Origin of the sequence: Streptomyces sp. NPDC087440 (genome assembly GCF_044744005.1) — a bacterium.
Classification (GTDB): Bacteria; Actinomycetota; Actinomycetes; order Streptomycetales; family Streptomycetaceae; genus Streptomyces.
Genome location: NZ_JBIUXN010000010.1, coordinates 1 through 12990 on the forward strand (window position 1 = coordinate 1; position 12990 = coordinate 12990).

Genomic DNA, 12990 nt, shown 5'->3' on the forward strand with positions numbered 1-12990 from the left:
CCAACCACCCCCCCCCCCCCCCCCACTTGGGCGGGGGCCCCCCCGCGGGGGGCCCCCGCCCCCCCCCCGGGGCGCCCCCCCCCCCCGCCCCGGGGGGGGGGGGCCCCCCCCCCCGGGGGGGGGCCCCCCCCACGACGTACACGCGACAAGGGCTACTGCACCGGCTACTGCACCGGCGTGAAGTCGCGCGCGCCGATGAAGTCCGGGCGGGCGACCGGGGCCGCGAAGGGCTCCACCGCCGTGTTCTCCACGCTGTTGAACACGATGAAGACGTTGCTGCGGGCGTACGGCGTGATGTTGTCGCCGGAGCCGTGCATGCAGTTGCAGTCGAACCAGGTGGCCGAACCGGCGCGCCCCGTGAAGAGCTTGATGCCGTGCGCGTCGGCCATCCGGGTCAGCGCCGCGTCGGACGGGGTGCCCGCGTCCTGCATCTGGAGGGACTTCTTGTAGTTGTCCTTCGGCGTCTCGCCCGCACAGCCCAGGAAGTGCTTGTGCGAGCCGGGCATGATCATCAGCCCGCCGTTGGTGTCGAAGTTCTCCGTCAGCGCGATCGAGACCGAGACGGTGCGCATGTTCGGCAGGCCGTCCTCGGCGTGCCAGGTCTCGAAGTCGGAGTGCCAGTAGAAGCCGGACGCGCCGAAGCCGGGCTTGACGTTGATCCGGGACTGGTGGACGTAGACGTCCGAGCCGAGGATCTGGCGGGCCCGGCCCACCACGCGCGGGTCGCGGACCAGCTGCGCGAAGACGGTGCTGAGCTTGTGGACCTCGAAGACCGACCGTACGTCCTGCGACGTGGGCTCAATGATGGAGCGCTCGTCGGCCCGCACCGCCGGGTCGGCGACCAGGCGGTCCAACTCGGCCCGGTAGAGGGAGACTTCCTCGTCCGTGATGAGCTGGTCGACGGTGAGGAAACCGTCCCGCTCGAAGCCGGACAGGTCACCGGCCGTGATCGGGCCCTCGGCGTCCGGGGCCCAGAGGACGGGGTCCTGGCGCGGGGTGGTCACCTCGGTGGCACCGCGCGTCGGGTAGAGGTCGCCGGTCGTGGAGCTCGCGGGGTTGGTGAGTACGTCGGTCATGGCTCAGACCTCCTCGGTCAGCAGCGGGTAGACGCCGTTCTCGTCATGGTCCTCCCGTCCGGTCACGGGAGGGTTGAACACGCACACGCACCGGAAGTCGGTCTTCGGGCGCATGGTGTGGCGCTCGTGGCCGTCCAGCAGGTACATGGTGCCGGGCTCGATCCAGTGGGTCTCGCCGGTCTCGTCGTTGGTGAGTTCCGCCTCGCCCTCGACGCAGAGCACGGCCTCGATGTGGTTCGCGTACCACATCTGGGTCTCCGTACCCGCGTAGAGCGTCGTCTCGTGCAGGGAGAAGCCGACCTTCTCCTTGGCGAGCACGATGCGCTTGCTCTCCCAGGTGCCGGTCTTCGCCTTCACATGGCGGTCGGTTCCTTCGATGTCCTTGAACGAGCGGACAATCACGGTGAGTTGAGCCTTTCTCTTACGTTTCGTTCAACAGGGGTACGGCGAGGGGTCAGGCGGTCTCGCGGACCGCGCGCGCCAGGATGCGCAGCCCCTCGTCGAGTTCTTCGGCGGAGATGGTGAGGGCCGGAAGCAGCTTCACGACCTCGCTCTGCGGGCCGGAGGTCTCCAGGAGCATGCCGAGCTCGAAGGCGCGGCGGCAGACGGCCGTGGCACGGTCCTTGTCGGTGAACTCCATGCCCCAGACCAGGCCGCGGCCGCGGAAGCTGACGCCGGCCTCGGCGTTCTCGTCGGCGATGGCGAGCAGCGCGCGCTCGACCAGCTCGCCGCGGGCCAGGGTCTGCTTCTCCATCTGGCCGTCGGCCCAGTAGGCGTCGAGGGCGGCGGCGGCCGTCACGAAGGCCGGGTTGTTGCCGCGGAAGGTGCCGTTGTGCTCGCCCGGCTCCCAGACGTCGAGCTCCGGCTTGAACAGGCAGAGCGACATGGGCAGTCCGTAGCCGCTGATCGACTTGGAGAGGGTGACGATGTCCGGCTGGATGCCCGCCTCCTCGAAGGAGAAGAACGCGCCGGTGCGGCCGCAGCCCATCTGGATGTCGTCGACGATCAGGAGCATGTCCTGGCGGTGGCACAGCTCCTGGAGCGCGCGCAGCCACTCGGCGCGGGCGACGTTGATGCCGCCCTCGCCCTGGACCGTCTCGACGATCACGGCGGCGGGCTTGTTGAGGCCGGAGCCCTGGTCCTCCAGGAGGCGCTCGAACCACAGGAAGTCCGGGACCTGGCCGTCGAAGTAGTTGTCGAACGGCATCGGCGTGCCGTGCACCAGCGGTATGCCCGCTCCGGCGCGCTTGAAGGCGTTGCCGGTGACGGCGAGCGAGCCCAGCGACATGCCGTGGAAGGCGTTGGTGAAGGACACGACCGACTCGCGGCCCTTGACCTTGCGGGCGAGCTTCAGCGCGGACTCGACCGCGTTGGTGCCCGTCGGGCCCGGGAACATCACCTTGTACGGGAGGTCACGGGGGCGCAGGATCACGTTCTGGAAGGTCTCCAGGAACGCGCGCTTGGCGGTCGTCGCCATGTCGAGGCCGTGGGTGACGCCGTCGCGCTCGATGTAGTCGATCAGGGCGCGTTTCAGGACGGGGTTGTTGTGCCCGTAGTTGAGGGACCCGGCGCCGGCGAAGAAGTCGAGGTAGGTGTGGCCGTCCTCGTCGTACATGCGCGAGCCCTGCGCGCGGTCGAACACGGCGGGCCAGCTGCGGCAGTAGCTCCGGACCTCGGACTCAAGGGTTTCGAAAACACTCAGGGCGGGGGGCGTAATGGTCACAGCGGTCTCCTGGGATGGGGAGAGGGCGGGTGTACGAAGAAGAAGTTCGGGGGTCCCGCCGTCATCGGGCGGGACGGTGCGGTGCGGTGCGTCTGCGGCTCAGGCCGCGACCGGCGCGATCCGGTACAGCACCTCGGGCAGGTGGCTCTCGCCCGAGTCGGCCGGGAACACCCCGGCGTCGAAGAGGACTTCGCGGTCGAGGTTCGCGCCGCGGCGCTCCGCGTACGAGGTGAACAACCGGTCGGACGGGACGTTGTCCGGCGTGATCGTCGTCTCGACGGTGGTGACGCCGTGGCTGGCGGCGACCTTCAGGGTCAGCGCGTCCAGCAGCGTTCCGGCGAGTCCCCGGCCGCGGTGCGCGTCGTCCACCGCGACCTGCCAGACGACCAGCGTCTCGGGGCGCTCCGGGCGGACGTACCCGGTGATGAAGGCGATCGGGTCGCCGCCGGGCCGGTCGCGGGCGACCACCGAGGTCGTCGCGAAGTCGCGACACCACAGGAGGTAGCTGTACGAGGAGTTCAGGTCCAGGACCTTGGAGTCGCGGGCAATGCGCCAGATCGCAGCTCCGTCCTCCACTCGCGGGCTGTCGATCTCCAAAACTGACGTGGTTACTGGGTCTGCTTGTGCGGCAGTCATGTCGATGAAATTTACCGAGGGAATTCAAAAAATGCATGGAGGGACGGGGTTGGCTGATTGCGCTTTCCGTGTTATCGCGCGAGCGCGAGCCGCCGGTGAACCGGTCGCAAATGAAGCCGATTTGCCCGGTAATTTCCGGGCAAATCTCCTTGCATGTGGGGTCGGTCACACGTCCGAAACATCTGTGAACCCACTGCGAAATCTTGGCGTTTAGGGCCCGGAGGAGCGGGCATAAGAAAACGGGAAGCTGCGGTGAATAAGCAGCTTCCCGTTTTCTGTGAACTTCTATGAATTCCGGGGAATGCCCGGCAATCCCGTCGACAATTACCTGTGAATTATTCGCCCGGCCAGGTTTCCGTCACGGCCTTGCGGGCAGAAGCGGTCTCCACGCCCGCGGCGCCCAGTTCCGTCAGCGCGCCGGCCAGCGCCTCCAGCGAGGCGAGCACCGCCGCGCGGGTGGCGTCGGCGCCGTAGTGGTTGACCCGGATCATCTCGGCGGCGAGCTCTCCGCCGCCCGCGATCAGCGGCGCCGACGGGTCGAGGGCGAGGGCCTTGGCGACGACCTCACCGGCGTCGAGCCCGCCGGTCACGCGCAGCGTGGTGGCGACGGGGGCCGCGGCCCCGGCCTCGTACACGAACGGCTCGATGCCGCCGCCCAGCGCGAGCGCGCCCGCCCGGGTCGCCTCGGCGGCCTTCGCGTGCCGCGCCATGACGGTGTCCAGGCCGTCGGCCTCGATGCGGTCCAGGCAGGCCTCCAGCGCCAGCATCTCCAGCTGCGCGGGGGCGAACATCAGCGTCTTGCGGCCGCCGTCGATCCAGCGCGCCTTCCAGTCCAGGAGCGAGAGGTAGGAGGCGCGGGGCGCGTCCGGGTTGGCGGCGAAGCGCTCCCAGGCGCGGGCGCTCACCGAGACGGCGGAGACCCCGGCGGGGCCGCCCATCGCCTTCTGCGCGCCGATGATGCACAGGTCGACGCCCCACGCGTCGGGGCGCACCGGCTCCGCGCCGATCGAGGCGACGGCGTCCAGGTAGAACAACGCGCCGTGCTCGCGCACCACTTCACCGATCGAAGCGACCGGGTTGGTGTTGCCGGTGGCGGCCTCGGCGTGCACCAGGGACACGAAGCCGATCTCCGGGTGGGCGGCGAGCGCCTCCCGCACGGCCTCGGCGGTGACCGCCGCGTGGAAGGGCACGACGAGGTCGTGCACGGTGGCGCCGCAGTCGCGCAGCCAGTTGCCGAAGGTCTGACCGTACGGACCGGTGACGATGTTCAGCGCGTGCGAGCCGCGCGGCGCGCCGGCCCGGATGCAGGCCTCCAGCGGCAGCAGCGCCTCGCCCTGCATGATCACGACGTCCTGCTCGGTGCCCAGCAGGGCGGCGACCTTGCGGTCGATGCGCGCGACGTCCGCGGCGGTGAGGGCGGGCAGGTCCAGCAGGCTCAGGGTCACGGCGGTGCTCTCTTCGGATCAGTGTTCGGCCTTACTCGGCCGAGGGTAGCCCCCTGCCCCCCGGTGCTCCCCCGGCCGCTCGGCCGCCGAGCCGCTCGACGGCTGCCCGCAGCCACCGGTGGGCGGGGTCCGCGTCGACCCGCAGGTGCCAGGCCTGCCCGAACTCCCCCTGCGGCAGCTCCAGCGGGATCTCCAGGGCCACCAGCGCCATCTCGCGCACCGCGTACGCGGCGAACCGGGCCGGGACCAGCGCGAGCACGTCCGCGCCGAGCGCCATGAAGCAGGCCGCGCCGTATGTCGGCACGGTGGCCCGGACGTCCCGGGCGAGCCCGAGCGCGTGCAGCCGCTCGTCGACGACGCTGTGCGCGCGGCCGTGCCGGGAGACGGTGACGTGCGGGACCGCCGCGAACCCCTCGACGGTGAGCGGCCGCCCGGCGAAGGGAGCCCCCTTGCGGGCCAGCGCCGCATAGCCCCCGCCGCCCAGCGGACTGCTGCGGACGTCGGGCGGCAGCGGAGGCAGCTCCCCGACGTCGAGGTCGACCGCGTCCCGCAGGTCGGCCGGGTCCTCGTCGCCCTCGGGCAGCATGCGCAGCCGTACGCCGGGGGCCGCCTCGGCGGCGTACGCGACGAGCGCGGAGCCGATCTCGACGCAGAAGCCGTCATTGGACCGGATGGTGAACTCCCGCTCCAGCGAGGCGAGTTCGAAGGGCTGCGGCGGCTGGAGCGCCGCCGCAGCGGTCTCCAGCGCGGAGCGCACACCCGGCCGCATCGCCCGCGCGGCGGCCGTCAGCACGAGCCCCCGCCCGGCAGGCACGAGGAGCGGGTCGCCGACCACCCGACGCAGCCGCCCCAGGGTGCGGCTCATCGCGGAGGCGGAGACGCGCATCTCGGCGGCGGCTCCGGCGACGCTGCCGTTGCGCAGGAGGGCGTCGAGGGCCGGGAGGAGGTTCAGGTCCGGGAGCTGCATGGAACGCAATCCTAGATTGACGATTCGGAACTTGTGGTCAGCATTCTCCGGGCCGACGATGGAGATCTCCCGACGGCCGCGGGGGCCCGACCACTGTCCCCACCCTCCCCTCGGAGAGTCATGATCGACGCACGTCAACGCAGCATCGCGCTACTCGTCGCGGGCTGCTACTTCATGGAGAACCTGGACGGCACCATCGTGTCGACCGCGGCCCCCGCCATCGCCGCGTCCCTGGACACCACCCCCGCTTCCGTCGGTCTCCTGGTCACCGCCTACTTCGTGACGCTGGCCGTGCTCATTCCGCTCAGCGGCTGGCTGACCGCGCGTTTCGGAGCCCGGCGCGTCATGCTGGGCGCCATCACCGTCTTCACGCTCGCCTCGCTGGGCTGCGCCGCCGCCACCGACATCGGGCAGCTCGTCGCGCTGCGGGTCCTCCAGGGGGCGGGCGGCGCGATGATGGTGCCGGTCGGGCGCCTGGTGGTGCTGGGCAGGGCCGCGAAACCGGACATTCCGCGGCTGGTGGCGTTCATCGTCTGGCCCGCGCTCGTCGCACCCGTCGTCGCCCCGCTGCTCGGCGGCATCGTCACCACCTACGCGAGCTGGCGCTGGCTCTTCCTGATCAACGTGCCGCTCGGGCTGCTCGCCCTTCTCGTCACCCGGCGTCTGATCCCGTCCGGCGAGCGCGGCACTCCCCCGCCGCTGGACCTCGTCGGAACGGTGCTGACCTGCGCCGGCCTCGGCGGGATCACCTGGGCGGCACACCTGGTGACGGAGCCGGTGCAGGCATGGGGCGGGATCGGCGCGGTGACGGCGCTCGCGCTCCTGGCGCTGGTCCTGGTCGTACGGCACCTCCTGCGCACCCGGCACCCGCTGGTCGACCTGCGCACCCTGCGCGTGCCCACCTTCCGGGCCGCGGTGACGGGCGGCTCGCTCTTCTGGATCGTGGTCGGGGCGGTGCCCTTCCTGCTGCCCCTCCTCTTCCAGGACGTGTTCGGGTGGAGCGCGGTGAAGTCGGGGGCGGTGGTCCTCTTTGTCTTCGTCGGCAACATCGGCATCAAGCCCGCGACGACGTGGCTGCTGCACCGGTTCGGCTTCCGCACGCTGCTGGTGGTGGCGTCGGTGGGCCTGGCCGCGACATCGGCGGCCTGCGGTTTCCTGACGGCGGACACACCCGTCGCCCTGGTCGCGGTGCTCGCCGTACTGAGCGGTGCGTCCCGCTCGTTGGGTCTGACCTGCTACTTCACGATCGCCTTCGGCGACGTGCCCGCGGAGCAGATGCGCGACGCCAACACCCTCTCCGCGACGGGCAACCAGCTGATGGCGGGGCTCGGTGTCGCGGTCGGCGTGATGGCGCTGCGGGCGGGCGGTGCGGTGAGCGCGCAGGCCGCGTACCCGATCGCCTTCGGGTTCCTCGCCCTGGTGGCGCTGGCCGCGACGGCGGGCGCGCTGCGGCTGCGCGGGGACGCGGGGCAGGCGGTGCTGGGCGGACGCGCGAAGGTCGCCGCCGCAGCCGACTGAGGCCGCATCCGGCCTCGTACCGTGCCTCGTACAGTGCTGGAATGAGCGATCACAAGGTGCTGCACGTGAAGGGTCGGGTGCTGGTCGGACCCGAGGACGTACGGGACGAACTGTGGGCGGTGGACGGCCGCATCACGTACGAACGGCCGCCCGCCGCAACGGAGTTGACGACACTGGAGGGCTGGGCGATGCCCGGCCTGGTCGACGCGCACTGCCACGTCGGGCTCGACCGGCACGGGGCGGTGGACGCCGAGACCAGCGAGAAGCAGGCGCTGACCGACCGGGACGCGGGGACGCTGCTGATCCGGGACGCCGGTTCGGCGGCCGACACCCGCTGGATCGACGACCGGGACGACCTCCCGAAGATCATCCGGGCGGGCCGCCACATCGCCCGCACCCGCCGCTACATCCGCAACTACGCGCACGAGATCGAGCCCGGGGACCTGGTCGCGTACGTCGCGGCCGAGGCCCGGCGCAGCGACGGCTGGGTGAAGCTGGTCGGCGACTGGATCGACCGCGAGGCCGGTGACCTCACCCCCTGCTGGCCGCGCGGCGAGGTCGAGGCGGCGATCGCGGAGGCGCACCGGCTGGGGGCGCGCGTCACCGCCCACTGTTTCGCCGAGGACTCCCTCCGCGACCTCGTCGAGGCCGGAATCGACTGCATCGAGCACGCGACGGGCCTGACCGAGGACACCATCCCGCTCTTCGCCGAGCGCGGCGTCGCGATCGTCCCCACCCTCGTCAACATCGCGACCTTCCCGCATCTGGCGGACGGCGGCGAGGCGAAGTTCCCGCGCTGGTCGGCACATATGCGGGACCTGCACGCCCGCCGGTACGACACGGTGCGCGCGGCGTACGACGCGGGCATCCCGATCTTCGTCGGCACGGACGCGGGCGGCTCCCTCGCCCACGGCCTGGTGGCGGACGAGGTCGCCGAACTGGTCACGGCGGGCATCCCGCCCCGGGACGCGCTGGCCGCGACGGCCTGGGGCGCACGGGAGTGGCTGGGCCGCCCGGGTCTGACGGAGGGCGCTCCGGCGGACCTGGTGGTGTACGCGTCGGACCCGAGGGCGGACGTACGGGTACTGGGGGCGCCGCGGCATGTGGTGGTGAACGGGCGGGTGATGTCGGGCTGATGCCCGGGGGGCGGCGGGCGGTGAGGGGCGGCGCGGCGACGGGCTCGGGGTGTTGGAGTGTTGACGGGCGGGTGACGCGGGGGCGGGCGATGTCGTTGTACGTCCTCATGGGCGCTCCCCCGGACGGGGGTGACGGGAGCGAACTCCCGTGCCCTCCGGTGCCCCCAGCACCCCCCGTAGCGAACACACGCCCGAAAACCACCCCTTGGGGTGAACTCACGCTCTGCGCCCCCTCATTCACCCTCGGTGCGTAAGGATTCCCCTGTCTCGGTCGCCCGACCGCGGCCGCCACGGTGTCCCCCGTGACGGACGGCCGCGGGTCGGGCGGCGTCGTTCACGCGTGATTCACGTGATGCATCTGTGGGGGTCCACCGCTTTGAACAGCTCTCTTTCCCGCATGCCCGCACTCGCCTCCGCCGCGGGCGCGCTGGCACTGCTGGCCCTGTCGGCGGGCCCCGCCCAGGCCACCGACGACAAGGGCACGGCGCAGGCCTCCGTCCTGACGGCGGGCCTGGACGTGTCCCTGCTCAACAAGTCGCTGAACGTGCCGGTGAAGACCTCCCTCAACGAGGTCCGCGCCCCGGGCACCGCCTCGCGGACCGCACTGACGGTGACGGTGGACGGGGTCGACAAGGGGCAGCCGGTGTCGATGCTGCGGGCGGACGTGGCGACGGCGAAGGCGGACGTGCGGGCCGAACGGGCGGAGGCGCACGCGGAGTTGGCGCGGGCGAAGGTGCACGTGCCGGGCCTGCCCCTGCTCTCCCTCATCGAGGTCGAGAAGGTCACCTCCCGCTCGGTGTGCGTCGCGGGGGCGCGCCCGGAGGCGGAGGCGAACGCGCTGGGCCGGGTGACGGTGCTGGGCAAGCGGGTCACGCTGACGGCGGGCGGGGTGACGCGGGTGCGGGTCCCGGCGGTGGGCGAGGTGACGCTGACCCTCTCCAAGACGCACACGACGACGCGGGAGGCGGCCGCGGCGGCCCTGGAGCTGAAGGTGTCGGTGAATCCGCTGAAGCTGAACGTGGCGGAGGTGGAGGGCGTCGTGACCCTGGCCTCCACGGCCTGCACGGTGCCGGACGTCCGCACGGTGAAGGAGGCCCCCGCCCCGCCCGCCGCCCCCAAGCCGCAGACGCTGGCCGCCGACCCGGTCAACCTGGCGGAAACGGGCGGCAGTTCAGCAACCCCCTACCTGGTGGGCGGCGGCATCCTCCTGCTGGCTTTGGGCGGCGTGGCGGTAGCCCGAGCCCGCAGGTCCTAACCCCTCAAGCACCCCACCGCCAGGGGCGCGGGGCTGTTCCGATGTGCGGCTCCGCCGCCTGGGCGCGACCAGCCACGACGCTCCCGCACAAAACCGCACAACAGCCCCCGCGGGTTGAGGTGAAGGGGCGGGGCTGGGGACCCCCTTGCCCGGGCCGGGCAGAGCCGAACACACCCGACACGGCAAGGGGCACCCCGCCCCCTACCCCACCACCGAAAGCACCCGCTCCACATCCCCCACCCCGTTGTACAGATGGAAGGACACCCGCAAGTACCCCGCCCGCGCCGACACCCGCACCCCCGCCCGCTCCAGCCCCGGCGCCCGCTCCCCCAGCCCCGGCACGGCGACGATGCCCGACCCCTCCGCCGCCACCGGCGCATGCCCCAACTCCCGCAGTCCCGCACGGAGTCGGTCCGCGAGCGCCACGTTGTGGGCCCGGATCGCCCCGACGCCGACCTCCTCCACCAGGGCCAGCGAACGGGCCGCCCCCTCGTAGCACAGGAAGGGCACCGACGTGTCGTACCGCCGGGCCGACGCCGCCAGTTCGGCGACCGGCCCGTAGGTGCTCGCCCAGATGTCCTCGCCCGCCGACCACCCGGCCTGCGTCGGCGGCGTGACCTCCTGGGCCTCCTCGGTCAGGGTCAGGAAGGCGACCCCGCGCGGGCTCAGCAGGTACTTGTACCCCACCGACACCGTGTAGTCGTACGCCGCCGCGTCGACCGGCAGCCACCCCGCCGCCTGCGACAGGTCGGTCAGCGTGCGCGCGCCGTGCGCGGCGGCGGCCGCCCGTATCGCGGCGTCGTCCGCGATCCGCCCGTCGGCGGACTGCACCACCGACCAGGCGACCAGCACGGTCTCGGGCCGCACCTCGGTGGCGAGTTCGTCGAGCGGTACGCAGCGCACCTTCAGGTCGGGCCGGGCCACGAAGGGCTGCACCAGCGAGGAGAACTCGCCCTCGGGCAGCAGGACTTCGGCCCCGGGGGCCAGCGCCGCCGCCACCATCGCCGTGAGCGCGGCGACCGACGTGCCGACGGCGACCCGCTCCGCCGGGACGCCGACCAGCCGCGCGTAGGCGGCGCGGGCGGTGCCGATGGCCTCGTAGCTCGCGTCGGGGCGCAGGCCCAGGGCGTTCCGCTCGGCGACCTCCTTGACGGCCTCGACGCTGCGGCGGGGCATGAGTCCGTACGCGGAGGTGTTCAGATACGTCCCGTCCGGCGCGAACTCACCGGGCGCGAGGGCGGAGTCGACGGAGGCGGGGGCGGGGCGGGGAGAAGTGGTCATACGGGAACTCTGCCCCGCCCCCGCCTCCCCGTCCACACCGTTTCGCGGTCCGCGATCCACCGGCCCGGCAGCTCAACAACCAACTGTTCAGGAGCAGTTGCCGTTCACGTCACAGGTCTCGCCCTCGGCCGCCGTCGTGATCGTCTGCAGCGGCGCACGACCCTGCCAGGCCTGCTCCAGCGCCTGTGTGAAGACCTCGGCGGGCTGCCCGCCGGAGACCCCGTAGCGGCGGTCGAAGACAAAGAACGGCACGCCGTTCGCCCCGAGTTCGGCCGCCTCGCGCTCATCGGCGCGCACCGCTTCGGCGTACGCGGCCGGGTCGGCCAGCACCGCCCGCACCTCCGCTTCCTCAAGCCCCGCCCGTACCGCGAGGCCCACCAGTACCTCGTCGTCGAAGACGGACTCGGTCCCGGCGAAGTTGGCGTGGTAGGCCAGGTCGAGGAGTTCGCTCTGCAGGCCGCGCTCCTTGGCGAGGTGCAGGACGCGGTGGATGTCGAAGGTGGAGCCGTTGTCGCGGCCCTCGGTGACGTACTCCAGTCCCTCGGCGTGCGCGTTGGAGGCGACGGTCTCCTCCATGGCGCGCACCTGCTCGGGCGTACGGCCGTACTTCTTCGCCAGCATGTCGACGACCTGCTCGACGTCGCCCTTGGCGCGGTTCGGGTCGAGCTCGAAGGAGCGGTGGACGACCTCGACGCCGTCCCGGTGCGCGAAGGCTTCCAGGCCCTTCTCGAAGCGGGCCTTGCCGACGTAGCACCAGGGGCAGGCGATGTCGGACCAGATCTCTACGCGCAGGGGGGCGGCGGCGGGGGTGGTCATGGGGCTTCTTCTCCCGGTCTCATCCATGTACAAGCGTCAACAACAGGAGGAACCGCGCCGCCGCCTTCCGCATTCCCGCCCTCACCGCTCTCCTGTTCGATAGCCTGCGGGGCCCGCCGCCGGGAGCAGTCCGCCCCGCAGCACGCCCCGCCCCGCCCCGCCGTCCGCCGGAGGACCCCTGTGCTTCCCTCGCATCCCGAGTCCCACCAGTCGACGACCCTGCGGATCTCTCTGCGCGAGGTCCGGGACGGCGACCTCCCCGTCTTCTTCCAGCAGATGAACGACGCCGTGGCCGTCGAGATGGCCGCCTTCACCGCCGAGGACCCCGCCGACCGCGAGCACTTCGCGACGCACTGGCGGCGGGTCCGCAACGATCCGCGGGTGGTGGCGCGGACCGTGGTGGGCCACACCGAGGACGGGGCGGAGGTGGTGGTCGGGAACGCGGCCGTGTTCGGGGGCCCGGAGGAGCGGGAGATCACGTACTGGATCGGCCGGGAACACTGGGGCCACGGGCTGGCCACCCGTGCGCTGCGGGCCCTGCTCGCCCTGGTGCCCGACCGGCCGCTGTACGGGCGGGTGGCGACGGACAACGTCGCGTCGGTGCGGGTGATGGAGAAGTGCGGGTTCGTGCTCTCGCACCGGGAGAAGGGGTACGCGAACGCGCGCGGGACGGAGATCGAGGAGGCCGTCTTCCGACTCGACACCTGAGGCCGGTGCCCTGGCGGGCCGGGTGGGCCCGGGTGGAGCGGTGACCTGGGTGCAGGGTGGCCCCGTGGCCAGGGTGCCGGGTGACCCGGCAGGCCCGGTGGCCCCGGTGGCGGGTGACCCGGCGGGCCCGGTGGCCTGGGTGGCGGGTGACCTGGCGGCCTGGGTGCCGAGTGGCCCCGTGGCCAGGGTGCCGGGTGACCCGGCAGGCCCGGTGGCCCGGGTGGCGGGTGACCCGGCGGGCCCGGCGGCCCGGCGGCCCGGCGGCCCGGCGGCCCGAGTGACCCGGCGGGTCCGGTGGCCCGGGTGGTCCGCTGGCCCGGAGGCCAGGATGCCGGGCGACCTCACGGGCCCGGTGGCCAAAGTGACCCGCTGGCCCGGATGCCGGGCGACCCGACGGGCCCGGTGGCCTGGGTGGCGGGCGACCTGGCG

The 12990-nt window shown here is 72.4% G+C and carries 12 protein-coding genes; 4 read left to right on the forward strand and 8 right to left on the reverse strand.

Going from position 1 to position 12990, the window contains the following annotated elements:
• Window positions 1-164: 164 nt before the first annotated feature.
• The 6 genes from thpD to ACIO3O_RS20535 all read right to left on the reverse strand — a co-directional run bounded on the left by thpD (window position 165) and on the right by ACIO3O_RS20535 (window position 5847).
• A complete protein-coding gene (thpD, locus tag ACIO3O_RS20510) occupies window positions 165-1076 on the reverse strand; it encodes an ectoine hydroxylase (protein WP_401747747.1) in 912 nt (303 codons plus the stop codon).
• Between the two features lie 3 nt (window positions 1077-1079).
• Window positions 1080-1478 carry an ectoine synthase gene (locus ACIO3O_RS20515; RefSeq protein ID WP_189821483.1) on the reverse strand — a complete coding sequence of 133 codons (399 nt, stop codon included), beginning with the start codon at window positions 1476-1478 and terminating at the stop codon, window positions 1080-1082.
• Between the two features lie 52 nt (window positions 1479-1530).
• A complete protein-coding gene (gene ectB, locus ACIO3O_RS20520) occupies window positions 1531-2799 on the reverse strand; it encodes a diaminobutyrate--2-oxoglutarate transaminase (RefSeq protein ID WP_401747750.1) in 1269 nt (422 codons plus the stop codon).
• A 99-nt stretch (window positions 2800-2898) separates the two neighbouring features.
• Window positions 2899-3435: a diaminobutyrate acetyltransferase gene (ectA, locus tag ACIO3O_RS20525; RefSeq protein ID WP_401747752.1), complete on the reverse strand. Its 537-nt coding sequence runs from the start codon at window positions 3433-3435 to the stop codon at window positions 2899-2901.
• Window positions 3436-3770: 335 nt separating this feature from the next.
• A complete protein-coding gene (locus ACIO3O_RS20530; RefSeq protein ID WP_401747755.1) occupies window positions 3771-4880 on the reverse strand; it encodes a pyridoxal-phosphate-dependent aminotransferase family protein in 1110 nt (369 codons plus the stop codon).
• A gap of 31 nt (window positions 4881-4911) precedes the next feature.
• Window positions 4912-5847: a LysR family transcriptional regulator gene (locus ACIO3O_RS20535; protein WP_401747757.1), complete on the reverse strand. Its 936-nt coding sequence runs from the start codon at window positions 5845-5847 to the stop codon at window positions 4912-4914.
• A 120-nt stretch (window positions 5848-5967) separates the two neighbouring features.
• Here ACIO3O_RS20535 and ACIO3O_RS20540 point away from each other — a divergent pair, with 120 nt between their 5' ends.
• The 3 genes from ACIO3O_RS20540 (at window position 5968) to ACIO3O_RS20550 (ending at window position 9756) form a co-directional block, all read left to right on the forward strand.
• A complete protein-coding gene (locus ACIO3O_RS20540; protein ID WP_401747760.1) occupies window positions 5968-7365 on the forward strand; it encodes an MFS transporter in 1398 nt (465 codons plus the stop codon).
• A gap of 41 nt (window positions 7366-7406) precedes the next feature.
• Window positions 7407-8501, forward strand: coding sequence for an amidohydrolase family protein (locus ACIO3O_RS20545; RefSeq protein WP_401747762.1), 1095 nt, complete (start codon window positions 7407-7409; stop codon window positions 8499-8501).
• 397 nt (window positions 8502-8898) lie between these two features.
• Window positions 8899-9756: an SCO1860 family LAETG-anchored protein gene (locus ACIO3O_RS20550; protein ID WP_401747765.1), complete on the forward strand. Its 858-nt coding sequence runs from the start codon at window positions 8899-8901 to the stop codon at window positions 9754-9756.
• A gap of 201 nt (window positions 9757-9957) precedes the next feature.
• On the opposite strand, the gene ACIO3O_RS20555 is transcribed toward ACIO3O_RS20550, so the two are convergent.
• A complete protein-coding gene (locus tag ACIO3O_RS20555) occupies window positions 9958-11037 on the reverse strand; it encodes an aminotransferase class V-fold PLP-dependent enzyme (protein WP_401747767.1) in 1080 nt (359 codons plus the stop codon).
• An 87-nt stretch (window positions 11038-11124) separates the two neighbouring features.
• Window positions 11125-11829 carry a DsbA family oxidoreductase gene (locus ACIO3O_RS20560; RefSeq protein ID WP_401748260.1) on the reverse strand — a complete coding sequence of 235 codons (705 nt, stop codon included), beginning with the start codon at window positions 11827-11829 and terminating at the stop codon, window positions 11125-11127.
• A 243-nt stretch (window positions 11830-12072) separates the two neighbouring features.
• Between ACIO3O_RS20560 and ACIO3O_RS20565 the strand changes: the two genes are divergently transcribed.
• The gene (locus ACIO3O_RS20565; RefSeq protein WP_401748262.1) at window positions 12073-12561 is read left to right on the forward strand and encodes a GNAT family N-acetyltransferase; all 489 of its coding nucleotides are present in this window, start codon (window positions 12073-12075) and stop codon (window positions 12559-12561) included.
• Window positions 12562-12990: the final 429 nt, after the last annotated feature.

What these genes read in the sequence shown, in the direction of transcription:
- thpD (WP_401747747.1), bottom strand. Translation starts at nt 1,076, where the DNA reads ATGACCGACGTACTCACCAACCCCGCGAGCTCCACGACCGGCGACCTC.
- ectA (WP_401747752.1), bottom strand. Translation starts at nt 3,435, where the DNA reads ATGACTGCCGCACAAGCAGACCCAGTAACCACGTCAGTTTTGGAGATC.
- ACIO3O_RS20535 (WP_401747757.1), bottom strand. Translation starts at nt 5,847, where the DNA reads ATGCAGCTCCCGGACCTGAACCTCCTCCCGGCCCTCGACGCCCTCCTG.
- ACIO3O_RS20540 (WP_401747760.1), top strand. Translation starts at nt 5,968, where the DNA reads ATGATCGACGCACGTCAACGCAGCATCGCGCTACTCGTCGCGGGCTGC.
- ACIO3O_RS20545 (WP_401747762.1), top strand. Translation starts at nt 7,407, where the DNA reads ATGAGCGATCACAAGGTGCTGCACGTGAAGGGTCGGGTGCTGGTCGGA.
- ACIO3O_RS20550 (WP_401747765.1), top strand. Translation starts at nt 8,899, where the DNA reads ATGCCCGCACTCGCCTCCGCCGCGGGCGCGCTGGCACTGCTGGCCCTG.
- ACIO3O_RS20555 (WP_401747767.1), bottom strand. Translation starts at nt 11,037, where the DNA reads ATGACCACTTCTCCCCGCCCCGCCCCCGCCTCCGTCGACTCCGCCCTC.